This window comes from Syntrophobotulus glycolicus DSM 8271 (genome assembly GCF_000190635.1).
GTDB lineage: Bacteria > Bacillota > Desulfitobacteriia > Desulfitobacteriales > Syntrophobotulaceae > Syntrophobotulus > Syntrophobotulus glycolicus.
In genome coordinates this window covers 1202998-1225436 of sequence record NC_015172.1, presented here as the reverse complement: position 1 = coordinate 1225436, position 22439 = coordinate 1202998, and the positions used below count along the sequence as shown (strand labels likewise).

The 22439-nt window shown below is 53.6% G+C and carries 20 protein-coding genes; 8 read left to right on the top strand and 12 right to left on the bottom strand.

Going from position 1 to position 22439, the window contains the following annotated elements; genetic code table 11:
- Positions 1-10 precede the first annotated feature (10 nt).
- From SGLY_RS17055 to SGLY_RS06115, 5 genes are all read right to left on the bottom strand, one after another.
- A complete protein-coding gene (locus SGLY_RS17055; protein ID WP_013624408.1) occupies positions 11-6283 on the bottom strand; it encodes an S-layer homology domain-containing protein in 6273 nt (2090 codons plus the stop codon).
- 32 nt (positions 6284-6315) lie between these two features.
- A complete protein-coding gene (locus tag SGLY_RS06135) occupies positions 6316-6783 on the bottom strand; it encodes a hypothetical protein (protein WP_169312015.1) in 468 nt (155 codons plus the stop codon).
- 390 nt (positions 6784-7173) lie between these two features.
- Complete coding sequence (locus SGLY_RS06125; RefSeq protein ID WP_013624406.1) at positions 7174-7677, bottom strand: hypothetical protein; 504 nt, start codon at positions 7675-7677, stop codon at positions 7174-7176.
- A 135-nt stretch (positions 7678-7812) separates the two neighbouring features.
- The gene (locus SGLY_RS17050; RefSeq protein WP_013624405.1) at positions 7813-9405 is read right to left on the bottom strand and encodes a helix-turn-helix domain-containing protein; all 1593 of its coding nucleotides are present in this window, start codon (positions 9403-9405) and stop codon (positions 7813-7815) included.
- Between the two features lie 4 nt (positions 9406-9409).
- Positions 9410-9592: a helix-turn-helix domain-containing protein gene (locus SGLY_RS06115; RefSeq protein WP_013624404.1), complete on the bottom strand. Its 183-nt coding sequence runs from the start codon at positions 9590-9592 to the stop codon at positions 9410-9412.
- Positions 9593-10220: 628 nt separating this feature from the next.
- Here SGLY_RS06115 and SGLY_RS06110 point away from each other — a divergent pair.
- Both SGLY_RS06110 and SGLY_RS06105 read left to right on the top strand, forming a co-directional pair.
- Positions 10221-10520 carry a DUF2089 family protein gene (locus SGLY_RS06110; RefSeq protein WP_013624403.1) on the top strand — a complete coding sequence of 100 codons (300 nt, stop codon included), beginning with the start codon at positions 10221-10223 and terminating at the stop codon, positions 10518-10520.
- 1 nt (position 10521) lies between these two features.
- On the top strand, positions 10522-10845 hold the full coding sequence (locus SGLY_RS06105; protein WP_013624402.1) for a hypothetical protein: 324 nt from the start codon (positions 10522-10524) through the stop codon (positions 10843-10845).
- Positions 10846-10889: 44 nt separating this feature from the next.
- On the opposite strand, the gene SGLY_RS06100 is transcribed toward SGLY_RS06105, so the two are convergent.
- From SGLY_RS06100 to SGLY_RS06085, 4 genes are read right to left on the bottom strand one after another with little or no spacing between them, the layout of a single operon-like run.
- On the bottom strand, positions 10890-11165 hold the full coding sequence (locus SGLY_RS06100; RefSeq protein WP_013624401.1) for a FeoC-like transcriptional regulator: 276 nt from the start codon (positions 11163-11165) through the stop codon (positions 10890-10892).
- 12 nt (positions 11166-11177) lie between these two features.
- Positions 11178-13211, bottom strand: coding sequence for a ferrous iron transport protein B (feoB, locus tag SGLY_RS06095; protein WP_013624400.1), 2034 nt, complete (start codon positions 13209-13211; stop codon positions 11178-11180).
- A gap of 1 nt (position 13212) precedes the next feature.
- Entirely contained in the window at positions 13213-13446 is a 234-nt protein-coding gene (locus tag SGLY_RS06090; RefSeq protein WP_427916605.1) for a FeoA family protein, read from the bottom strand.
- Positions 13421-14422: a helix-turn-helix domain-containing protein gene (locus SGLY_RS06085; protein WP_013624398.1), complete on the bottom strand. Its 1002-nt coding sequence runs from the start codon at positions 14420-14422 to the stop codon at positions 13421-13423. The genes SGLY_RS06090 and SGLY_RS06085 overlap by 26 nt, the downstream gene beginning before the upstream one ends.
- Positions 14423-14692: 270 nt before the next feature.
- Here SGLY_RS06085 and SGLY_RS06080 point away from each other — a divergent pair, with 270 nt between their 5' ends.
- The 5 genes from SGLY_RS06080 (at position 14693) to SGLY_RS06065 (ending at position 18236) form a co-directional block, all read left to right on the top strand.
- On the top strand, positions 14693-15307 hold the full coding sequence (locus SGLY_RS06080; protein WP_013624397.1) for a TetR/AcrR family transcriptional regulator: 615 nt from the start codon (positions 14693-14695) through the stop codon (positions 15305-15307).
- A gap of 90 nt (positions 15308-15397) precedes the next feature.
- A complete protein-coding gene (locus tag SGLY_RS06075) occupies positions 15398-16000 on the top strand; it encodes an MptD family putative ECF transporter S component (protein ID WP_013624396.1) in 603 nt (200 codons plus the stop codon).
- Positions 16000-16368, top strand: coding sequence for a hypothetical protein (locus tag SGLY_RS18550; protein ID WP_242822987.1), 369 nt, complete (start codon positions 16000-16002; stop codon positions 16366-16368). Before SGLY_RS06075 ends, SGLY_RS18550 begins: the two co-directional genes overlap by 1 nt.
- Complete coding sequence (locus SGLY_RS18545; RefSeq protein WP_242822986.1) at positions 16331-16738, top strand: energy-coupling factor transporter transmembrane component T; 408 nt, start codon at positions 16331-16333, stop codon at positions 16736-16738. Before SGLY_RS18550 ends, SGLY_RS18545 begins: the two co-directional genes overlap by 38 nt.
- Positions 16739-16748: 10 nt before the next feature.
- Positions 16749-18236, top strand: a complete 1488-nt coding sequence (locus tag SGLY_RS06065; protein WP_013624395.1) for an ABC transporter ATP-binding protein — start codon at positions 16749-16751, stop codon at positions 18234-18236.
- Between the two features lie 147 nt (positions 18237-18383).
- On the opposite strand, the gene SGLY_RS06060 is transcribed toward SGLY_RS06065, so the two are convergent.
- Together SGLY_RS06060 and SGLY_RS06055 are read right to left on the bottom strand one after the other, a co-directional pair.
- Positions 18384-20507 carry an oxidoreductase gene (locus SGLY_RS06060; protein WP_013624394.1) on the bottom strand — a complete coding sequence of 708 codons (2124 nt, stop codon included), beginning with the start codon at positions 20505-20507 and terminating at the stop codon, positions 18384-18386.
- Positions 20508-20576: 69 nt separating this feature from the next.
- Complete coding sequence (locus tag SGLY_RS06055) at positions 20577-20906, bottom strand: helix-turn-helix domain-containing protein (RefSeq protein WP_013624393.1); 330 nt, start codon at positions 20904-20906, stop codon at positions 20577-20579.
- 150 nt (positions 20907-21056) lie between these two features.
- Between SGLY_RS06055 and SGLY_RS06050 the strand changes: the two genes are divergently transcribed.
- Entirely contained in the window at positions 21057-21464 is a 408-nt protein-coding gene (locus tag SGLY_RS06050) for a LytR/AlgR family response regulator transcription factor (protein ID WP_013624392.1), read from the top strand.
- 284 nt (positions 21465-21748) lie between these two features.
- On the opposite strand, the gene SGLY_RS06045 is transcribed toward SGLY_RS06050, so the two are convergent.
- Positions 21749-22375: a TetR/AcrR family transcriptional regulator gene (locus SGLY_RS06045; RefSeq protein ID WP_013624391.1), complete on the bottom strand. Its 627-nt coding sequence runs from the start codon at positions 22373-22375 to the stop codon at positions 21749-21751.
- Positions 22376-22439: the final 64 nt, after the last annotated feature.

The following is a 22439-nucleotide window of genomic DNA, read 5'->3' as shown; positions in this document are numbered from 1 at the left end:
TTTGTTACCGTTACTTTGGTTTTCTCGCACCGTCCGGCCCTATCTCATAGCCGTCCACTTTGGTGCTTTTGGCAAGGGAGGCGTCGGCATAGAAGTAATACCATTTGCCGTCGATCTGGAGCCACTTGCCGGCAACCATGATGCCGTAAGTGTCGAAGTAATAGCGTTTGTTGTTGCCGTTCGCGCCGATGTCCCACCAGCCGGTGATCCGGATGTTGCCGGAATAGAAGTACCAGTTGCCGCCATCCTGCACCCAGCCGGTCTTGAGCGTTCCGTTTGTTTCAAAGAAATACTTCACGCCGTCGATGGTTTGTGTTCCAGTAACCGCTTTGCCGTCCCTGTAATAGAGATACTGTCCGGCGTCGTTTTTCGCCCAGCCCTGGGCCGTGGCGGGGTCGATGGTCAGCTTGATGTAGCGGTGGAGCATGGAGGAAAACTCCGCGCGGGTGGCGCTGGACTTGGGATTAAACCTGTTGCCTGTGCCGCCCATCATGATGCCCGCCTGCTGTATGGCGGTTACTGCCGTTTTGTACACGCTGCCGATGCTGGAAGCGTCCGCATAAGTTGTCGCCTCACGGGTAATAGGGAGCTTATAGCCGGTGGCTTTTGCATAGTTTGCGAAGATCACAGCGATTTCCTCACGGGTAATCGCCCGGTCAGGCGCAAACTGCTGGCTGCCAATGCCCTGAATGATGCCTTTTTTATACGCCCACTCAATGTAGGGGCGGAAGGCGCTGTCTGCTTTCACATCGGTGAAGCTGTTGATGGTGTATGCTTTGGTATCCACATTTGCCAGTCCGCCGAGAGCCGTTACCAGCATCCCGCGCGTCATGGCGGTGTCAGGTGCAAAGGTAGTCTCCGAGGTGCCGGAGAGAAGTCCTCTGCCGACCGCATAATCAATGGCTTCCTTGGCCCAATGCTTCCCGATATCCGTGAACTTCGCACTCGGCGCCGTATAGCCTACGCCGTACACCGAGAAATGATTGGTGGGGATTAGGATTCCTCCTGCGTTTGCGTCATAAGCCGAACCGTCGATGCGGACCGGTTTGCCGTTTGCGTCCACATATGTGCCGAACAGATAACCCACGGCTTCTCCGCTCGCCGGCGTGTAGGGGATGGAAAGGGTCGCTGTGCCGCTGCCAAGGTTGGTGATGTTCACGGTCTTGCCGTCCTTGACATAGCTGATCGTAATGTTATATACCGGCCTGTTTCCAATAAGAGCCCTGGCTTCGTCGGAAAGCCCGGTCGCCGGGGTGAAGCTGATCGTAACATTGCCTCCGCTCTGCTTCTGGATTTCCTTGAGTGCAGCGAGATCAAGTCCGAGGGAAACCGGCGCACCGTTTATCTCAAGGCTGGTTACTCCAGCGTTCACAAGACTATTCAGAGAGCTTTGTGTCAGGGTTGTTGTCAGGGAAGTTGCTCCCTGCGGCATGGTGACATTCAGCGCAACAGAGGTTCCGTTTGCGGTTTTGCCCTGCGCTTTGGCGTCGGCCTGCGCTTTGGCGATAGCGTCAGTAATGGTTTTATCCGAAATTACGGCGCTGGCTGCGCCGCCTGTACCCGCTGTTGCCGTGACGGGAGCAGACGCCGTAACAGGTTGGTCAGGTTTCTTTTCGGGTGTTGTTGTCGGGGTGCCTGGCGTGTAGGAACCACCGCCGCCATGACCGTTTCCGCCTCCGCCGCTGTAGCTCCAGTTGGCGTACAAATCCACGTTGGAAGAGATAACGCTGGAGCTTGTGTACCTCGTTCCCGAGCCGCTTTGGCCAGCGAACCAGCCGCCGAACGTATAGCCGCTACGCGCTGGATTTGCCGGCCAGCTGCCGCCAAGCGCGGAGCCGTTGAGCACGCTTCTGCTTGTGTACAGCGCACCGTTGCTGTAAAAGTTTACGGTGAAACTGGTCTGGGCGGAATCCGACGGCATGGCCGACGCACTTGCCTCCGCGCCATTGCCGGCGCTGTTGACCGCCCGCACCTTGAAGGTGTATTCCGTTCCGTTTGTCAGGCCAGTAAATTCGTAGGAGGTATACAGCCCGGCACTCGTCCAGTCCGCGCCGTTGTCTTTGGACACCTCATATCGGATGATGCTGCTGCCGCCGTTGCTCATGGTCGCATCCCAGTTGAGGATCACCCGCGCGAAACCGGGCGAGGCGGTGAAGTTTCTTGGGACGGTTGGCACAGAGGGGGCGGCTGTCGGCGTTGCCATCCGGCTTGCTTCCGCTCCGCTGCCGGCGCTGCTTACCGCCCGCACCTTGAAGGCATACTCCGTTCCGTTTGTCAGGTTAATAAACATGTAGGAGGTGGTCAGTCCCACATTGATCCAGCTTGCCCCGCCGTCGCTGGATACCTGGTAGCCGGTGACCGCGCTGTCGCCGCTGCTTGCGGGAGCTGTCCAGCTTAAGGTAACCCGACCATTGCCGGGGGTTGCGGTAAGGGTTTGCGGTGCAGACGGAACGTTTCCGCCAGGTGTGCCGCCATCCGGGTCCTTCACCTTGACTATGCTTTCATATTGTCCGTTGTAAATCCAATATCCCCCGGATACGTTTTCCTTGGCGTCCTTTGCCCGCACAGCATTGTCGATATTCAGGTAATCCTGGCCGGAAACGACCCCATCCACGGTCACCGTGCTTTTCTCCGTCGCTGATGCGCTGCTAAAGCAGGCAACGCCGGTGCTGTTTGCTCCGGTTGCGGCGGCATCGCCTTTTACAATCACTGTGCCGCCCGAGCCATTCTCCGCAAGCTCTGCGGAAACACCCACGGCATACGCACCTGCCGCAGTCACAGCGCCGTTAACCGTGGCGGTGCTTTGCCCGGCGGCGCTGACGCCGGTGGCATAGGCTCCCGTGACCGTAACATTCTGCGCGGTGGCCGTTCCGTTTCCGTCGTTCATGCTTCCGGCCGACAGGCCGATTACGTTTTCCCCTTCAAGGTGAATATCGCCGCCCACCGTAACCGTCGAATCCTGCCCCGCAAGCGCTCCGATGGCGTAGTCACAGGGATTGCCGCTCAGCGTTCGGATGTCGCCGGTGACGGTGATTTGGCTGCCTTCTCCCTCGCTGTTTTGATACCGGGCATGGGCACCGTACACATAATAATGACCAGGGTGGGGCTGACCCGGATTTTTGATGAGGATATCGCTCACCCGCGCCCTGCCGCCGTTTATCGCTTCAACGCCGCGCCTTTCGCCGCAGACGGTGAACCTGCCCTCACCCGTATAGCTTACGCTGCCGTTATCCACCTTGAGGGAGGAGGCGGTGAGCCAATCGCCTGTGACTGTTCCGCTGGTGTCGATGACCAGATTCTTCCCGTTTAGATAAAAGGTGAGGGTTTTCTCTTCGACCACAACCGGCTCCTCGTACCGGATGTCAGCCGCCAGCACGATGGTTTTGTTGTCCACCGTGGGCGCAAGCGCGAAATCAAGCGCGCTTTTCAGGCTTGAGTATGCCACCCCGTCGATGGTGCAGACATAGGTCTGCGGATTGTCAAGCCGCACAGAAAGCGGCGAAGAGAAGGGAGAGGTTCCGTCGGCAAAGGCCGCCTCAGATGCCGTTATGGTCAGCGCATCGGGGGTGTTGATATCGTTCGTCAGCGTAATCTGTACTTCCGTGCTGTCAATCAAAGTGACGCCGACAATGGAGTTTCCGGATGCTCCGTTTCCTCCAAGGGTCCAGTAAGCTTTGTCCTGCACGGCTTTGAACCCGCCCTGACTCAGCCTCACAAAAATACTTTTTGTAAAAAGGGTTGCCCACGCGTTGCCCTGGGCGGGGACCGCCGCGGGCGCGGTGTAGGAATAAGCGGGGCCTTGGGGCGAAGTCGCGCTGTCTGTATAGTCAGCGCTCCCAATGGGGGCCAGCGCCCTTACCCTAAAGGTGTAGCTTCCTGTGCCGCTTGCTTGGATATATGCGGTAAGATTCGCACTGGTCGCGCTGGTCCCTATGGGTCCCACCGGGGAGCCATTTTTAAAAAGCATTATCGTATATTCTTGCGCGCTCGTCACCTGATCCCATTTCGCCTTGATGACGCCCGGCGTTGCGGTGTCCCAGGCAAGATTGGTGGGTGTTTCGAGCTGTGTTGGGGCGCTTGTGGCCTTTATCCAGACGGTATGGGTGCCGTTGGTATTGGTCAGCGTGTAGGTGTTATAGCCCGCCTCTGTGCCCGTTTTCTGAGCTTCGGTTATATCCGTACCGTCCAGCTGGATATAGATTCCTCCGCTGATGACGCCATCCACCGTGACCTTGGTGGGCGTTTGGCTGGACAGGCTCTTTACACGCACGCCGGTACTGCCGGTTTGGTTATTGACACTGACATTTCCGCCCACGATCACCTCGGCCTTGGTCTGGGCCCGCACGCCGCAGACGTAGGACGAGGCATAGGTTGAGGTGACGTTGCCATCCACACGGACCAAAGCGGAATCGCTTGCATCCACGCAGAAGAAAAAGGAACCCATCACATTTCCCTTGATGTGGACTTCGGTATTGGGGTGCAAAGCGCCTACGCCGTAGCCGCCCGTACCGGTGGTGAGCACGCTGCCATTCACCGTCACATGAGAGCCTTTGCCTGCCGATATTACCGTTCGGTCATTGACGGTGGTTTTGACATTGCCGCCCACCGATACGGTGCTTCCCACCGTATCGGTGGGAGCGCCTGCGCCGACCCCATGGATGTTACCCACAGCATCGCCCCGCACGGTAATCTGCCCGCCGCCCGTCGCCAGTACAGCGATGTTATTGACACTGGTGGCACTGGTGACGGTGGCGGCCGAGCCGATTCCTTCCACCTCCACCGCGTTGCCGTAAGCGGTGACGTTGAGCGCTCCGGTGCTTCCGGACAGCTCCAGCTTGCCGCCGTTCTCCACAACAACCGCGCTGCTGACACTGGCGTCGCCCACATTCAGAGTGTGTCCCGCCAAATCGAAGATGACCGTCTTACCGTTGATGCGGACGACGTTTGCCGCTGTGTCGGTGACATGGTCGATATCCTGCAAAAGGGTGATAGTTTCGTTGTTTTTCACGGCGGCAAGGGCTTCCGCCAGCGCGGGGTAGCCGGTAGAACCGATTTCGCAGACATACGCTGGCACTGTAGTTGCCTTCACCCACACTATGCTTGTGCCGTCTGTGTATTTGCGGTAGCCGGATTTGGCGGGATCGGTTGTGTATTGTCCGCTGCCTGCTTCTGTACTCTCGAACTGGATATAGACGGAGCCAGAAACCGTCAGCGTTCCTCCGATTGTCACTTCAGCCGCATTGATGGCATGAACGCCTATGGCGCCCGCACTCACGTTCCCTGCCACCGTTATCGGACCTGCATTGGCATAAATGCCGGAGCTGCCGGCTGCCTCCGCCTTCACATCGCCACCCACCTCGATACTGCCGCCGCTCGCGCTAACGCCGTAGGCGTTGGCTCCGCTGGCCGTCACGTTACCGTCTACGGTCGCCTGAGAAGCAGAATTGTCGTAAACGGAGACGCCGTTTTTCATGGCGCTGACACTACCTTTGATATAGACCGTGCCGCTGTTTTTGGCGCTGATGCCGGTGCTGTTGTCTCCGCTTGTCGTTACATCGCCGCCCACTTCGACATAGCCGCCGTATGTCGCTTCCACCACGGTGCTGCTGGGCCCGGTGGTTAGGGCATTGCCGTTGACCATGATGATGCTGCCTGCGCCATAGGCACGGGCAGCGCCGCTATATCCCTGAGCATCGCCCAGCACGGTAATGCTGCCTCCGCTGTGGGCCAATGCGCCGTTGCCCTGATTCCCTGTGACATTACGCACGGTTATAGCAGCGTTATTGGCCTCTATACCAACCCCGCCCGTAACATCCAGATATCCGCCTCCCGTGACGCTGACGATACAGTTTTTCAGCTCCAGAGTAAGGCCGCCGCTTTTCCAGATGGATAAATTCCCATCTGTCAAATCAAAGGTGATGTTTTTTTCAATTGTAATTGTATTGGCCACACTTGGGTTTGCGTCTTTTTGCAGGACAATGGTTCCACCGCTTGATACAGCAGTCAGCGCCTCCTCCAACGTGGCGTAGCTGTTTCCGCCGACGACATAGTGGTGGTCGAGATTAATGGACAGCGGCATCATCCCGCCTTGCGGCAGGATTTCGGCAAGATCGGTGGAGGATGCCGGCGTTTCATCCGATATGGGAATACTGCCCGAATCCACGGTTCCCCCGCTGGTGCCGAGGAGTATTTCCTGCGCGCTTGCGCCGAGAGGCGCCAGAGTAAGCGTCAGGCATAGAGCCAGAATAAGAGAAAGCGCTTTTTGGGCTGCTTTATTTCTCATGACAAAACCTCCTTAATTGGTGTTGTTGACGGTCATTTGCTCTTAGCAGACTCTCCGTTCAGGAGAGCGGCAAGAATGTTTTTGACTTCTCCGTCTTTGTTGTCCGCGCCGTAGCTGGTCAGATACCTGCCGTTCACGATAGCGATGCTGTAGCCCGCGTCGTCAATCTCCTTCGCGTTCTTTTCCGCCGCTTCTTCGGTTTCGCATTCCAACACCGAATAAATAACATCCTGCCCGTCGGCTATGATCTGCACGGAAAAGCCGTCCTTCACATCCTTCATAAAAAAGTTTACATAGTCGTCGGTAACGGTATAACCGGAATCCTCAGCCGCTTTGCGCATATCGGCAAGGGTGACGGTGTTGGAAACAGGTGTGGTGTCCCCACCCGAACCCGCATCCTTGCCTGCGCAGCCGGTCAGGATGGACAGGATAAATACAAAGCAGCAAAGGTAAAGCATTGGTTTTCTCATGGCATACTCCTTTCCATGTTTTCTGTTCATTCTGCGGCCTGTATTTGATCGCGTTTTTCTTGTCCTCAAGGGGCGGCGCCGCTCCCTCCTCGCCAAGGAGCAGATAGGTCCCCGTATCTTCGGTTCCAAGGACAAAATAGTCCGAGGCATCGGGCAGGGCTTCCGGCGTCCCCCAGGTCTTGCCGCCGTCCTTGCTTTCCTCGGCAGTCCGGCCGGTCAGGGTCAGCACATCGTCCGCGACGCTGAAATTCCCCGCAAGCCAGATGGTGTCGCCAAAGACGACCAGCGCTGTGTAGGCTCCAATCAACAGAACCAACCCCTCCTCCTTCTGCTTTTCGCTGTCGAAGCCGGGGGCAGTCGTTTGAGCACACGCGGCAAATCCCTTTTCATTGCAAAAGCTCCCTTTGCTCTACAGGTTTTTCATTTCATCAACATAACCGCGCCATACCGGATATTCCCGTCCCCGTCCGGGATAGGGAAAAAGAGTGCGCTTCCATAATTGTTCCGCGCCCTGTAATTCCAGTTTTTGCAGAACAGCTCCAGGGGATGGGAAAGCCGGCTGAGCAGCGCCGTCTTTCCGTAGAACACCCCTTCGGCGGCTTCCAGTATAGCGAAGTTTTCATTCGTGACGCGGCTTAAAAAGTTGATGTTTCCATCCGGTATGTCGCCCTCCCGGAGATCGGTGCTCTCCATGAGGGCGTCGTTTACCCTGTGTAAAATGCCGCCTCTTTTGAAAAGGGCCGCAGGGTAAGGCAAAAGATTCAGCAGGGTCAAAGGCTCTGCCTCGGCCTGAAGAAGCCCCTGAAACCGTTTGATAAACTGCTCCTGTACGGCAAGGTTTTTTTCCATATCCTTTTGCAGCACGGCGAGTTCGGAAAAAAGCTGCTCCTTTGATTTCTCCTGTTTCAGTGGTGCCGCCCCCAATCTTAAAGAGTTTTACCATCCTTATGGTAAAAAAAATGAAGCGGCAAAAATATCGGATAGGCGCTCTGTTTTCGTCATTTCAACGCACGCAAAAATCCCCGCAATCCAAAGGACTGCGGGGACCTGCATCTTCTCTTATTTTTCGACACTCTTTCGGTATTGGGACGGAGTCATACCTGTCTTTTCCTTAAAAAACCTGGCGCAGTTTCCGGGGTATTCAAAACCGCAGGACACAAACGCTTCGGCAATGCTCAAGTTGCAGTCGCGGAGTGCCGCTTTGAGGTGGTTTACCTTGAGCTCCTGATAATAGTTGTATGGCGCGATGCCGGTATGCTTTTTGAACAGGCGGGATAAGTGTGAGGGACTGACAGCAATGGCCTCCGTCAGCCTGTCGATATCAAAGGGCTCCTTCCAGTGATTCTCCATGTATTCTTTCGCCCTCGCAATATCCGTCTGACCCTGATAAACGCGGGTCGTCAGGAATACGCTTATGATATGCGTAATCTGGCCGTTGTTGTTTTGGACGGGGAAGCTGAGGATGTCTGTGTACATCGATTCTATATCATAGCCAAGGTCTCGGGCCTTGTACCATACGGCAAAGTCCTCCAGAGGCACCTTCACATCGGGAACGAGCACGATTTCCCCCCGGAAGGTGCGCTGAACATAGTCCCGCAGCCCCAGGCGGTCATTGGTAACAGAGTCCCGGAGCAGGTTGTATCTCCCTACGATCTGCGAGGGGTCGGAAATATTCCACATCTCCAAAATAACATGGTTGGCGAACGCCACATATCCGTCAGGGGCAAACACTTTGATGGGCAGGGGGAAGTATTCCAGCACCTGATAAAGCAGCTCTATCTTTTCGCTGGTGAAACGGGGAGCGAAAAGAGGCTCCTTTTGTTCATGGCGCTCGCCGGGTCGTGTTCCCGGATTCTGCGAACCAGCGGAGTCGAAACCTTGCAGCATCCGCCTGTATTGGGTCGGCGTCATCCCAACCTTGTGCTTGAAGGCTTCGGCAAGGCCGCCGCTGTAATCCGCACCGCAGGAAGCAAACGCCCTGGCAACACTCAAGTGCTGATTGCGCAGCGCCTCTTTAATTTTTTCGATTTTAAGCTCCTGGTAATAGGTGTAGGGCGTCATGCCAATCCATTTTTTAAAAACCCGTGCCATATGGTCTTGACTCATGCCCACCGCTTTTGAAATCTGATCCAAATCAAAATCATCAAGCCAATGGACTTTGATATATTCCCTGACCCGGATGGCGTCCAGACGCGCCTGACAAACCTGTTTTGTCATAAACATGGCGATCACGCCGGAGACGGATTCATCCGGACTCCGCAGCGGAAAGCAGATGACCTCCTGATACAGGTTGTCGGCCACCGGTCTGGCTTTTAAGGAATGGTACCGTCTGCCGATTTCCTCGAAAGGGGCTTTAAGGTCACGGAAGGAGAAAGCTTTACCGGCAAAAACCTGACGCAGGTCCTTCTCCAGACCAAGTATTCCATTGAGATAGGGGTCTTCCAGAACATTGAACTTTCCGACAAGCTGCTCCGCGTTAATATGTAGGGTATCCACAAAAGCCTGGTTGACGAATCGGCTGATACCATCTGCCGAAAATACCTCCAGCGGAATCGGGAAAAGCTCAAGAACGGAGAACAGGGACTTCCACTGTTCCAAAGGCGCACTAAAAGGAAGAGTTGCTTGTTCGCTGCAACAATCATGATCGCTCATGAACCTATTCTCCTTCCTTATTCCGCCGTTTCCTTCTGTCATCAGGCTTGGAAGCGTTCCTGGGAATTAGCCACATGTTTCCCTTTTTCAAAGCGCCGGGTATACGTCCGGCAACCAAATGATAGGTGATGGACCGTCCGGAAACACCCCATTTTTCTGCGGCTTCGTTCACTGTGATATATTCCATTCACACACCTGCTTCTACAGAATCCATAAGTCAATTATACTTCCGATTACAGAAGATTACAAGCAGATCCAGGGCAGGGAGCGAAAGACTGTGCTTCTCTGCTCCGGGAATTGGGCATGATTCGATAAAAAGAATCCCGGCCATTTTTTATGCTCCGAATCAGGCAAAAGTGCCGTCCGTGAAAAAATGGGCAGCACTTCTGCATTTTGTTTTTGTAGACTCATTTATGAAACCGGATTAGTCGTAAGAAGTTTTTTATGAATTCAAAAAATAATTCCGTGCAGTAGCCCTTTGAGCGGGATAAATACTCGAAGCGCCGAGTGCCCCGTCAGAATTCGCATAACACGGTAGTCGGCAGGCAGCGAAACCTCACTGCCTGCCGAACCATACCACCCCACTTCACCACGGTTTCAAAAATGTCCCTATCACACCGTGGGGAAGGGGAAGCGATGCCTTTTTCTGTGAAAGAGCCTGGGGAGGATAGGCCGAGATCCGGTCAAGCTACCAAGAGAGGCGGAACTTTGAATTTCTGATGCTATGCTCTGTTTTGCTTTACTTAGGGTAATATTTAGTATTTACTTTAATAAAATTAAATCATATACTAAATATAATTAAAGGAGGGTTCTCTATGACAATAGACATCGTCCCCGAATGGATGGTTAGTCTTGATGATGAAGATGTTTCGTTCATCAAAAAATTTCTTTTGGCGTCAGGCTCACTGAAAGAAATTGCCAGCCAGTATGAAGTTACTTATCCGACGGTCAGACTTCGATTGGATAAATTGATCCAGAAGATTCAGATAAGCGAAGACACCGCCAATGAACCGTATATTTCACTGATTAAACGGCTGGCGGTTAAGGATAAAGTAGATTTTGACACAGCTAAGCTTTTGATTTCAGAATACAAAAAACTCAGAGGAGGCAAATAGAATGATCAGGGCAACGATGGTGTTACTTTTCATCCTGGCTTTATTAATAGGGGGTATCTTTCTTCAAATGTTTTTATCCAAAAGAAAAAGCAAATGGTTTGGACTTATCCTCCCGGCCATCACCTTCCTCTATTCTTTGCTGATGGTTTTGGGGCTGGCTGTCTATGATGGGCTCAGCGGCGGAGAGAGCTTTATGCTCATCGCATCGATGTTTTTCATCGGCAACCTTCCGACCATCGTTTTGCTTGGCATTTACTTCGCTTGTCGCGAGAAAATGAAACTGCGTGCACAGCTTGAAAAAATGAACATTCAAGATTTAGAGTAACTCCGGTCAAATGACCAATTTCCGACTTGCAGGCAGCCCTTCCTTCAATCATCAATTTTATCCATGCACTCTGCTCTCTCGCCTGTTTTCAGTTCCCATATCGCCGGATACAAAAAGGCTTGGCCCGCATCACCCAAGTGGCAGCTCTTACACTTTTCCGAACAGGGCGCTGCCATTTCCGCTCTTCTGATGTATCTTTTCCTTTCCAGATAGTCCAAGCCATTGCGGACGGCTTCCTGCGACGTATCCAAAAGGTACGCCAGCTCATCTACGCAGTAGACCCTTCCGCTGCGCAGACAGTGCAAAAGTTCTCTGATCATAGACAAGCTCCTTTAAAAAATGATCAATCCTATGCGATAGACAAGCGCCGCCAGGATTAACGATGTGAACATGTAATATCCGGCAATGCGTAATGCCCACTTCACAGAATGGCTTTCCTGTACTGTCGCACTTAACGTCATCAGGCAAGGCATATTAAAGAAGAACGCATACACGAAAGCCAATGCTTCCGGTTTGGAAATTGTAGAAAGAAGACTTCCCCCGACTGCTGCCGTATCCGGCGCAATTATTTTCTGATCGGCAATGGCAGTCCAGATGCCCTGCGCATTAAACAGCGCTGACAACACGCCCAAAGAAGATTCCTTTCCCATCGCAGATGTCAGCCACGCCATAAACAGCTGCCATCTGAGGCCGAATATCATTGTGACAGGTTCAATCGCAACGCCGATTTGATAAATCAGGCTGTGTTCAATCTTGCCATCCGGGGTATAGGATAGTGCCCAGAATACAACCGAAACAAAAATGATGATTTTCAGCGCCCTTCTGAAGACATCCCCCATACGATTAAAGACAAATTTAAATAAGTTTTTATAACGAGGCCTATGGTAGGGAGGCAGTTCCATAATCAATCCCGTCCGTCCGGAATCCCCCATTAACTGCTTTCCAAAGATTTTCGAGGTAATCAGAATATGCAGAAAAGCGATGAGGAACATCGAAACAATGACCAGAATGGCTTTGCTTTTAAAAAACACAGTGCTGATCAGGCCCACCACGCCCCATGTGGAAGCACAGGGCACCACCCAAGATAAAGCCATAGTGGTTACGCGCTGCCCCCAAGAATCAATGACACGGGTACCGGCAACACCGCCGATATTGCAGCCAAAGCTGACCAGGAACGGCATAACGGCCTTTCCCTGCAAACCCAGCTTAGACATTGTGTTATCAAAAACATATGCAATGCGGGCCATATAGCCGACTTCTTCCATGAAGCCAAATACAAGACTGACTCCAAATACGAAACTTGACATCAAAAGGGCAAACGATACGGCAGCCAACACCGCATCACACAGCAACGACACGAGGATTACCGGGATTCCGATTCCCGTAAGGGCCTTGGCGATTGGTCCGGACATCATGGGAATATAGCTGAATATCCCCATAAACGGCATAGCAATGATGATTGATAGTACTAATCCTGCCAGAATCAGAGCAATGGCAAGCGGGTTCCCCCATGTTTTAGAGGTCGCCAGTTTGTCAAACCTCCCCATTTCTTTTCGTTTTTCCGGGTAGACTACATGATCTTTCAGCAGATTTTCAATCCATTGGAACTTGCAATCCCCTGTCAGTACATTTCCGTCCACAATAGAATGAACTGCTTTCTCAATTTGAATCCAGTTTTCCGCCGGCACCGCTGAACGAACGGTTTCAAGCGCCAACGGATCTTTTTCAATCAGTTTGGCGGCCAGCCAGGAACGGGTATAGACGCCGACACCCTTTTCAGGAAGCAAATGAAGAATTTTCCTGTAATTCTCCCCGATCACTTCTTCATAGCAGGCCATGAGTCCCTGTAAATTCAATTCGCAGGCATTTCCCTGTTCCATCTGCTCTAAGGCTGCATAAAAAGCATCGTACTTTTTGGTATCGGCAGCCACCAACGGGACAATGGGGACCCCCAGCTCATCTGCCAGCGCCGGATGGTCGATCTGCTTACTTTGCCCGGCAGCAATATCCATCATATTGAAAACCACAAATACCGGGACATGGATGCCCGCATAATCCGCTAACATGAAAAGGCTGCGCTCCAATTGGGATGCATCTGCCAGAATACAAACAGTGTCGGCCTTTCCGCTCGCGATGTAGTCTCTGGTAACGATCTCTTCCTCCGAGTGAGCCGACAGGCCGTAAGTACCCGGCAAGTCCACCAGTGTATAAGAAACACCGCCGCAAGAAAAATATCCTTCCTTTTGTTCCACTGTTTTACCGGGCCAATTCCCCACATGCTGCCTTGAGCCGGTCAACCCGTTAAACAGCGTGGATTTTCCTGTGTTCGGCTGGCCCAGAAAAGCAATTGTCCGCTGTTTTTCCATCTCAATTCCCCTTCATTTCGATAAGCTCCGCATCTTTTCGGTTAATCGCAATCAAGCTATCACGGCTGTAAATCAATAGCGGCCGTTTTCTCTTATTCTGTACAATCTCCACTATGCTCCCCGGGGTTAGTCCAATGGATGTGATACGGCTTTGAAAATGAACATCTCCGCCGATGGACTGAACCTTGCCAACGTTTCCCGCCTGCAGTTCATTCAGCTTCTTCACGAGAATCATCTCCCCCAAAATTTCTCTGTCGATATTCCAAAGGGTTGCATAACAAGACTTCTTTAAACGCTGCCGCAAACTTGCTCTGATTTTCATAACCTACGCAGGATGCAATTTCGGATACCTTTTTTCTGGAATGTTTCAGAAGTTTTGCGGCTGTATTCATTCTTGCTTTTCGCAGGTATACGGAAATCGGTTCTCCATAAATCCCTTTAAAATAGTTTTGCAGGGAGGTAGGGCTGATTCCGTATTTCCTCGCCAGCTTCTCCGTTGTCAGATGCCGGTTCAGCTGGCCGGTGATCTCATCTTCGACCTCCCGGGCAATCCGCACCTGTGATTTTGAATAATACTTTCTCTGACCATTCTCCGGGGTAAAATGACCCTTAGATAATTCAAATAAAAATTCCGCCGTCTTTATCAAGAGCAGCGGTCTTTCGGGACGAGGCAGATCCCTTTTCATCGAACGAAGCAGTTGTTCCAGCCGCCCGTGATCATGTCCAATAAAATAGCCGGTATCCCTGCAGAACATATCCTTCAATTCCCGCAAGTCAAACCCGATCTGCCCCCAGAATATTTTTGACGCTTCATTGATCTGATCCAAATCAATAATGAATTCAATCCCTGTGTATGCACGGACAGGGAAGGAAAACTCCCTTTTCGTCCAGCGAGTGCTGATCACCAAATCCTGCGGTCCCAGAAAAATAAACATCCCGTTTTCCAGTTCCACTTCACATCTTCCGGTAAAACAATAATTGATCAGCACTCTGTTGCTGTGATTTGCTTCAAGACCAAATTTAGGACAGGACTTTGTCTGGAAGTCATTAAAGCAAAGGATCAGTTCCGGCAAAAGCTGGAACAGTTGCATGAAACCGGCTCCCTGTTCCTGTCGTAATTTCATGGAAAGGCTCCAATCAGTACAAGCCGCAACGGAGATATTTTTGTCTCTGAGCTCCTGTGCGTCAGCTGAAAAAATATTGCTTTGCATGCTATTCCTCTCCTCAAGTTAGGAATGTCTAACTTAGGTTAGATTATAGTCTTTTCGTGAAATGCTGTCTACTCTGTCCAACAATTCAGCTCCTCTCAACATTGAATTTAAACATGAACGGTACCGCCTGCTTTGCTTGTGTGCAGCAGGGCAAGATTTCTGTTCCGCCTGCCGCTTTCTATCCGCGCCCCTCAATTGCTTCTTGACTCTGCCTGGCAGAAATGATAACATCGTTACTGAAAATAACAATCGAAGCGTTGCGGTGAAAATATGAGTTACAGTTCACAGTTGACCCGGGAGCGGATTTTGAACTGCGCCCGCCGGGAATTTATGGAGCTCGGCTATCAAAACGCCAATATGCGGAGCATCGCCCGCGCGGCAAAGGTCACTACCGGTGCGCTTTATAACCATTTTGCCAACAAAGCGTTGCTGTTCGACACGCTGGTGCGGGAGCCTGCGGAAGAAATGCTGGCCCGGTTTCAGGAAATACACCGGCAGACGGCGGAAAATATTTCTGGTGTGTCAAGTGAATATTTGAAGGAACAGGGCTGCTCCGGTACGGATTGGATGCTGGACTATATCTACCGGCACATGGACACCTTCCGGTTGATTTTCTCTCACTCAGAGGGGACCAGCTGGTCCGCCTATCTGGAGAGGTTAATTGAGATTGAGGAACAGGCCTACAGAATCTATTGTGATGCCCTGAGCAAGGACGGTAAGCCGGTGGACGATATTTTTTTGCATATCACGGCCGCCTCCGGCTTTCAATATTTGGTCGAGATTGTCTCGCACGATTTGCCTTACGCGCAGGCGGTTGCCGTGATGGACAGCGTGAAGCGCTACGGTATGGCTGGCTGGAATGAAATATTGGGGCTGAGCCCCTGATTTTTTTCAGATATAAGTTAGAGACAACTAACTTAATCCTTCCGCCTGGGCCGGTGCCCGGCATATTTCTCACAAATGGAGGTTATCGTCATGAACGCAAATCCCGTTCAAAAAAACTCAAAACGTCTGACAGGGAAAGATCTGATCAATGTGGGAATCTACTCGGCCATCTATTTTGTCCTCATCATGGCCCTTGCCATGCTGGGCTACATCCCGGTCATGATGCCCCTGCTGTGCGTTATCGGCCCCATCATCGGCGGTATTCCCTTTATGCTGTTTCTGACCAAGGCCAAAAAGTTCGGTATGATTCTCATCATGAGTATCATCATGGGCATTATGATGGCTTTGACCGGCATGGGCCTGTACGCCCTGCCCGTGGCCGTGCTGTCCGCTCTCCTTGCCGAGCTGGTCTGGAAGCGGGCGGAGTACAGCAAGGCAGGCGGTTCCATTTTGGCCTGCGGCTTTTTCAACATCTGGATGTGGGGCAACTTTATCCCTTTATTCACGAACCCGGAGGGTTATTTTTCCACCCGTACGGAATTCGGCGCCAATTACGAGGCGGCGCTGACCGCCCTGCTGCCCGCCTGGATGTGCCCTGTTCTGCTGGTCTGCTGTTTTGTCTGCGGCCTGATTGGCGGTCTGATTGGCCGGGCCCTGCTGAAAAAGCACTTTGCCAAGGCGGGGATTGCCTGATGGCCTGCGGCATCCTGCAAACCACCGGTCAGAAACGGGGGCTGCTCCTGGACCCCCGAACCAAGCTGCTGTTGCTGATCACCGTGTCCACCTTTGTGCTGGGGGGGCTGGGCGGAGAAAAGCTGCCCTTTATCACGCCCGCCCTGTGCGTCCTGCCGCTGGTTTTGTTCCTGACGGCCGGAAAAATCAGGACGGCGGTGATCTACCTGGCGGTCTTTACGGGAGCTTATCTGGCGGCATTACTGCTGGTGCCCCAGCTATCGGGCTTTCCTCAATTCTTTCTGCTGGCCTGCACCGGTATTTTCAGCCGGGTCATGCCCGGCGTGGTTCTTGGGGGTCTATGTCCTCTCTACCACGACCGTCAGTGAATTTACCGCCGCCATGCAGAGACTCCGCGTCAGCGAGAAGATTATCATTCCGATGTCCGTCATGTTCCGCTTCTTTCCCACGGTGGGCGAGGAATTCAGCGCCATCAACACCGCCATGCGGATGAGGGGAATCAGCTTGGGGGGCGGAAGCGCCGGGAAAATGCTGGAGTACCGGCTGGTGCCTTTGCTGACCTGCTCGGCGAAGATCGGTGAGGAGTTGTCGGCGGCCGCCCTGACCCGCGGTCTGGGAGGCGAAGTCAAGCGCACCAACATCTGCCGTATCGGCTTCCGAATCCAGGATGTGCTATTCATCTCCCTGTGTGCCGCCGCCTTTGCCGCCGCCGCGTTGGCACACTTGGGCGTATTGTGAAGGAGAGGCCATGATTGATCTTCATCACGTCAGCTTTCACTATACCAACGCCGCTTCAGGCTCCCTGCGGGACATCTCCCTGCAGGTGGAGCGCGGAAAATGCGTGCTGCTGTGCGGTCAGTCCGGCTGCGGCAAGACCACCCTCACCCGTCTCATCAACGGCCTTATCCCCCACTACTACGAAGGAGAGCTGTCCGGCAAGGTCACTGTGGGCGGTCTGGACATAAAGAACGCGGAGCTGTATGAAACCGCCCGGCTGGTGGGCAGCGTGTTCCAAAACCCCCGCAGTCAATTCTTCTGTGTGGACACCACCGGGGAAATCGCCTTCGGCTGCGAAAATCTCGGCCTGCCGCCCGCGGAAATCGACCGCAGAGTGGCCTTGGCCACCCGCGAGCTGCATGCCACAGACCTGCTGGGGCGCAGCATCTTTCACCTGTCCGGCGGTGAAAAGCAGAAAATCGCCTGCGCTTCGGTATCTGCCATGGGCCCGGAGGTCTTTGTCCTGGACGAACCCACCTCAAATCTGGACATCCGGGCCATCCGGGATTTAAAAGACACCATTCGGCTCTGGAAGGCGCAAGGAAAAACCATTCTCATTGCCGAGCACCGGCTGTACTGGCTGAAAGAGCTGTGCGACAGGGTGATTTATCTTCGGGAAGGAAGAATCGCACTGGACATTCCTATGGCGGAGTTTTGCGGCTACAGCGCCGGGACCTTGGCGGAGCTGGACCTGCGCACCCTTTCCCTGGCCGCCCTGCCACAAAAGAAAATACAGCCGCCGCCCGCAGAAAGCCTTACCCTGCGGGGCTACCGGTATGCCTACCCCACCGGCCGGTCCCCTGCTCTTGACATTCCCCAGTCCAGTCTGCCAAAGGGTGGAGTCATTGCTGTCCTTGGCCACAACGGGGCGGGAAAATCCACCTTTTCCAAATGCCTGTGCGGGCTGGTCAAGCACCAAAAGGGAGTCTGCGTCTGCGGCGAAGTCCCCTATTCCCGCCGCCGGATGCTGAAAAAGAGTTATATGGTGATGCAGGATGTGAACCACCAGCTCTTTTGCGAAAGTGTGGAGGAAGAGCTTCGTCTGGGAATGAGCGGAGAAGATCAGGCGGAACTGGAGCGGGTCATGAGCGCTCTGGAACTGACAAGCTTCCGGGAACGGCACCCCCTTTCCCTCTCCGGCGGGCAGAAGCAGCGGGTCGCCATCGCCTCCGCCCTCCTGGCAGGCAAGGAGTTTTTGGTCTTCGACGAGCCCACCAGCGGTCTTGATTTCCGTCACATGGAGCAAACCGCAGGTCTTTTGGCTTCTCTGGGCGGGAAGCAGACCGTATTCATCGTCACCCACGACCCGGAGCTGATTGTACGCTGCTGCAACTATGTGCTCTGTCTGGAGCAGGGGACGATCAAGGAGCAATACCCCCTGGATGAGGCCGGTTTGAACCGGCTGCGGCATTTTTTTGAATACGGGGAAAAAGAGGGAATATCTCTCAAACGATCATAGCGGCAGTGCTTACGCCGGAAAAGACATCGCCTAACCTTCTAAGCCTTTAGGGCCGTTTAAATAAAGAAAAGCCGGGAAACCGATGACCTTCCTCATCTGCTTTCCCGGCTTTATCCTTTCCGGTCCACCCGGCGTCCTGCTGCCTGTTTACAGGGACCGGGCGGCCTCATTTCCCTGCCAGATGGCGTCAATCACGTTGCCTGGCGTTTTGGCGTCGCCGATGACCTGACACTGGGGCACGAGCCGGGCCGCCATCGCGGCCACGTTTCCCGGGTCGCTCTTGGCGCCCGCGGCGATCACCACGGCCTCGGCGGCGATGCTCTCCCGGCGGCCGTCCTTCTCCACGGTCACACTGTCCGTGCCGATGGCCACACATTTGGACCGGACATGGACATCGATCTTGTTGACTTCCAGAAGCTGCATCATATGAGGCCGGATATACATTTCCAGGTCCTTGCCGACCTGGTCCAGCCGTTCAATGATGCAGACCCGCTTGCCCTGTTCCACCAGAAATTCAGCGGCCTCCAGGCCGACCAGACCGCCGCCGATCACCGCCACCTGGTGTTCCCTGATCCGCACATTGCCATTGATGACCTTGCGCGCTTCATAGACATTGCTGCCGCGCACCCCTTCCACCGAAGGAATGAGCGGCTCCGAGCCCGTAGCGACAATCACGGCGTCCGGCTGCAGGGCTTGAATGCGTTCCGGTGTGGCCTTGGTATACAGCCGCACGTTGACACCTGCCCGCATGGCCAGGTAGCCCAGATGGCGGGCGGCGTTTTCCATCATCACCTTATGCGGGGAACGCCCGGCAATGATATACTGGCCGCCCAGGTCGCCCGTCTGCTCGAACAGGGTGACAGCGTGACCGCGCTCGGCCGCCACCCGGGCCGCTTCCAGTCCGCCCGGACCGCCGCCGATCACCAGCACCCGCTTTTTCTCCGGCGCCGGCTTGATCTCGATCTCGGTCTCGTAGCCGGTCAGGGGGTTAAAGACACAGCTGGTCACCTTGCCGGCAAACATCCGCTCCACGCAGCCCGAGTTGCAGGCCACACAATGCCTGATCTCTTCCGGCCGGTCCTCCTGCGTCTTCCGGACAAAATCCGGATCGGTGAGCAGGATGCGGCCGAGAGAGATGAAATCCGCTTCCCCGTTTTGCAGGATCTCCTCGGCAATATCCGGGGTGTAAATCTTGCCGGCGACAATCACAGGAATCTGGACATTCATTTTAATCTGGGAAGCGTTGTAGACATTGACACGCTCCGGCAGGTAGTAGGGAGGAACAGTATACGGCATGGCCCCGTAGCAGCCCTGAGAAATATCCAGGGCGTCGATCCCTTCCGCTTCATAGAGCCTGGCGGCCTTGATGCCCTCTTCCAGGGTAATGCCGCCCGGATAATTTTCCCGCGCCGACATGCGCATCAAAACCGGGAAATCGGCCCCGACCGCGGCCCGCACGGCCCGGATCACCTCCCGCCCGAACCGGGCCCGCCGCTCCAGATCACCGCCGTATTCGTCAGTACGGGTATTGGAATACGCGTTTAAAAAGCAATCGATCAGATAACCGTGGGCCCCGTGAATCTCCACGGCGTCAAAGCCCGCTTCTTTGGCCCGGCGCGCCGCCTCCCCGTAAGCGTCGATAATCTCCCGGATCTCACCCAAGGTCATGACATGGGGAACCTCCTGGATCATCGGACAGGGTACCGCGGAAGGGCCCCAGCACTGGCCGCCGAACTCAGCGCCCGGATGCTGCCTGCCGCCATGCCAGAGCTGGATGCAGGCTTTGGCGCCCCCGGCCTTGATGGCGGCGGCCAGCTTGGCCAGCCCCGGAACAAATTTATCGTCATCAATCCCGAGGATCAGTTTGGCCGAAGAGGTGCGGTGCACACTGGCAATCTCCACGATATTCATGGCGCAGCCCCCTGCGGCCCTGCGGGCCTGATAGGCGATCATCTGCCCGGTCACAAAGCCGTCCGCCACAAAATGGGTGCCCATCGGCGGAAAGATGGAGCGGTTTTTCAGGGTCAGGGAACCGATCTTCCCCGGGGAAAGAAATCTTTCGTAAGACATGCTTGGCCTCCTCGTGTCAAAATTTTGGATGTCCTTAGTATAACCGGCTTTTCCATTAATAAAAGAATACAGAGCCTGCGGCTGCCGGGCGAGCAGGACGGTTTTTTGCCAATCACAAACGGACTTACTCAAAACTGCGTAAGTCCGCTTTTTGTTCAGCCGGCCGGGGCGCTGCTCCGCCCTGAGGATGCAGCCGGGCATTTCCGGGCCCTCCTGAAAAAGGCACCTCAGCGACAGCCGCACCGGGATACTGCCGCACTTTTGGGGAAGCTATATTTTCTCATCAACTACCCAAGTGATGAAATGATCAACCAGTTCCAGTTTTTTTGTTTCGCACAGCTTGATTTTTTGATTAATTTGAGAAAGCAGGCCGTCATTTTTGTGTCTGACAATGCCCAGCAGGAAGTAATCCGGCGTGATGTCCAGAACTTCGCATATTTTAAGCAATGTTTCAATGCTGGGAATAGAGTGATTGTTTTCTATGTTGGAAATATGGTTGTTGCTCAGTCCTGTAGCTTCCGCGACGTCGTCCTGCGTCAGGTTCAACACTTTGCGCCTTTTCGCAATCCGCTCACCTAATACTTTGTAATCAATCTTCAAATCTTATCACCTTGTTTACTTTAGCAATTATGAACCGCATTCTTAACAAAGTACAGAGGTATTTATACACTTGTAATTGTATTTTTATCGCTATATAATGATTCTACTACCTTTTTAGTTGTATCTAAAACTGGCTTTGGAGGAGATGCTTTGCTTACAATCGGGATCTGTGATGACAGGCCGTTGTGTCGTCGGTTATGGGAATCCTTTCTTCGTCTTTATGAAAAAGAAAAGGGGCTGTTCTTTCATGTTCACCAATTTGACAGCGGTGAACGGCTCCTCGAAGAAATTGACAGGCAGGGTATGGTTTTTGACCTTCTTTTTCTCGACAACAGCATGAAAAAGCTGACCGGTCTGGAAACCGCCAGACAAATACGGCAATCCGCCGCCATGGCGGGCTGCAGTATCGTGTTTGTGACCTCCGCGGAGGATCATGATCAATTCATGCCGGTCCAGCCTTTGCAAGTGGTCAGCAAGCCCGCTACCCAGGAATGTATTGGTGAGATTTTGGACAAGGTGCTGGCCCAAAAGGACTGTGCGCAGGCTTCACCTTCCTGATCTCACCGGCTTCAATTTCCTTTACTCACCCACCCTTTCAAGACACAACACAACGGCACACCCTTGCCCTGTCGCCGCCAGTGCCCACTGCCGGCCCCATAACGACTTTCACCGCCAAATCGCGCGCCCATGGACGGCGCACCTGAAAAAACCAGCAAGGAAAAATGATTCCTGCTGGTTTTGTGTCGATTAATCCGGTTTCGGAGGACCCGCCCGCTCATTGCTTCCTTAACCCCCGTTTCCCAGGGATTGTCTTTCCTCAGTCCTCTCCCTTGCTCCTCCCGTCAGCACGGCCGCCGGCCAGAACAGGCATCCTGCCCTGAATCCGCCCCAGTCTGAGGCGAAAAATCCAAAACTCCTTTGTAAAGCAGTCTGGCAATCAGCTCGGACATTTTTGGGGTCGGTTCCCTCATCCCGTCCTGCAGCCATTTCTGGATAATACTCAAAGCGCCTGTGACGGCAAAATACTGCAGGTATTCTGAGGTTCTGGAATCAAGGACGAGATTGTTGTGAATATCCGTGATGATTTTTTGCTGGGCGAGCAGCATGATTTCTTTGTGAAACGTAGAATCACCGTACTCGCTGAGCAGAATCTTGAACAAGTCGGCATTTTGGGCGATATAGTCCAGGATCTGGTTCATCAACTGCATGGTCTGCGCCGTCGGCTTGGCGAAGGCGTCTTTGGCGATGTGCTTTTTCACTTCGGCAATCACTTCCTGCTCCAGCTGCTTCAGCAAATCATACTGGTCCGTATAATGGGCATAAAAGGTGCTCCGGTTAATATCCGCCGTTTCGCACAACAGCTTGACCGATATCTTGGAGATCGGCCGCTCCCGCATCAACTCCATGAGACTGTTTTTCAACAGCATTCTCGTATATTTAACCCGGCGGTCTGTTTTTTCTGTTTTCATGACTGCTCCTTTTTCCATTTTTGAGGATAACCGACAAAACTCCCAACTCTGTAGCAAAATGCAC

Excerpts from the sequence above, each read along its gene's own strand:
- SGLY_RS06105 (WP_013624402.1), top strand. The coding sequence starts at position 10,522 with ATGATCAGGGCAACGATGGTGTTACTTTTCATCCTGGCTTTATTAATA.
- SGLY_RS17050 (WP_013624405.1), bottom strand. The coding sequence starts at position 9,405 with ATGAGCGATCATGATTGTTGCAGCGAACAAGCAACTCTTCCTTTTAGT.
- SGLY_RS17055 (WP_013624408.1), bottom strand. The coding sequence starts at position 6,283 with ATGAGAAATAAAGCAGCCCAAAAAGCGCTTTCTCTTATTCTGGCTCTA.
- SGLY_RS06065 (WP_013624395.1), top strand. The coding sequence starts at position 16,749 with ATGATTGATCTTCATCACGTCAGCTTTCACTATACCAACGCCGCTTCA.
- SGLY_RS06080 (WP_013624397.1), top strand. The coding sequence starts at position 14,693 with ATGAGTTACAGTTCACAGTTGACCCGGGAGCGGATTTTGAACTGCGCC.
- SGLY_RS06060 (WP_013624394.1), bottom strand. The coding sequence starts at position 20,507 with ATGCCCGGCTGCATCCTCAGGGCGGAGCAGCGCCCCGGCCGGCTGAAC.
- SGLY_RS06090 (WP_427916605.1), bottom strand. The coding sequence starts at position 13,446 with ATGATTCTCGTGAAGAAGCTGAATGAACTGCAGGCGGGAAACGTTGGC.
- SGLY_RS06100 (WP_013624401.1), bottom strand. The coding sequence starts at position 11,165 with ATGATCAGAGAACTTTTGCACTGTCTGCGCAGCGGAAGGGTCTACTGC.
- SGLY_RS18550 (WP_242822987.1), top strand. The coding sequence starts at position 16,000 with ATGGCCTGCGGCATCCTGCAAACCACCGGTCAGAAACGGGGGCTGCTC.
- feoB (WP_013624400.1), bottom strand. The coding sequence starts at position 13,211 with ATGGAAAAACAGCGGACAATTGCTTTTCTGGGCCAGCCGAACACAGGA.
- SGLY_RS06115 (WP_013624404.1), bottom strand. The coding sequence starts at position 9,592 with ATGGAATATATCACAGTGAACGAAGCCGCAGAAAAATGGGGTGTTTCC.
- SGLY_RS06085 (WP_013624398.1), bottom strand. The coding sequence starts at position 14,422 with ATGCAAAGCAATATTTTTTCAGCTGACGCACAGGAGCTCAGAGACAAA.
- SGLY_RS06135 (WP_169312015.1), bottom strand. The coding sequence starts at position 6,783 with ATGAACAGAAAACATGGAAAGGAGTATGCCATGAGAAAACCAATGCTT.
- SGLY_RS06045 (WP_013624391.1), bottom strand. The coding sequence starts at position 22,375 with ATGAAAACAGAAAAAACAGACCGCCGGGTTAAATATACGAGAATGCTG.
- SGLY_RS06110 (WP_013624403.1), top strand. The coding sequence starts at position 10,221 with ATGACAATAGACATCGTCCCCGAATGGATGGTTAGTCTTGATGATGAA.
- SGLY_RS06075 (WP_013624396.1), top strand. The coding sequence starts at position 15,398 with ATGAACGCAAATCCCGTTCAAAAAAACTCAAAACGTCTGACAGGGAAA.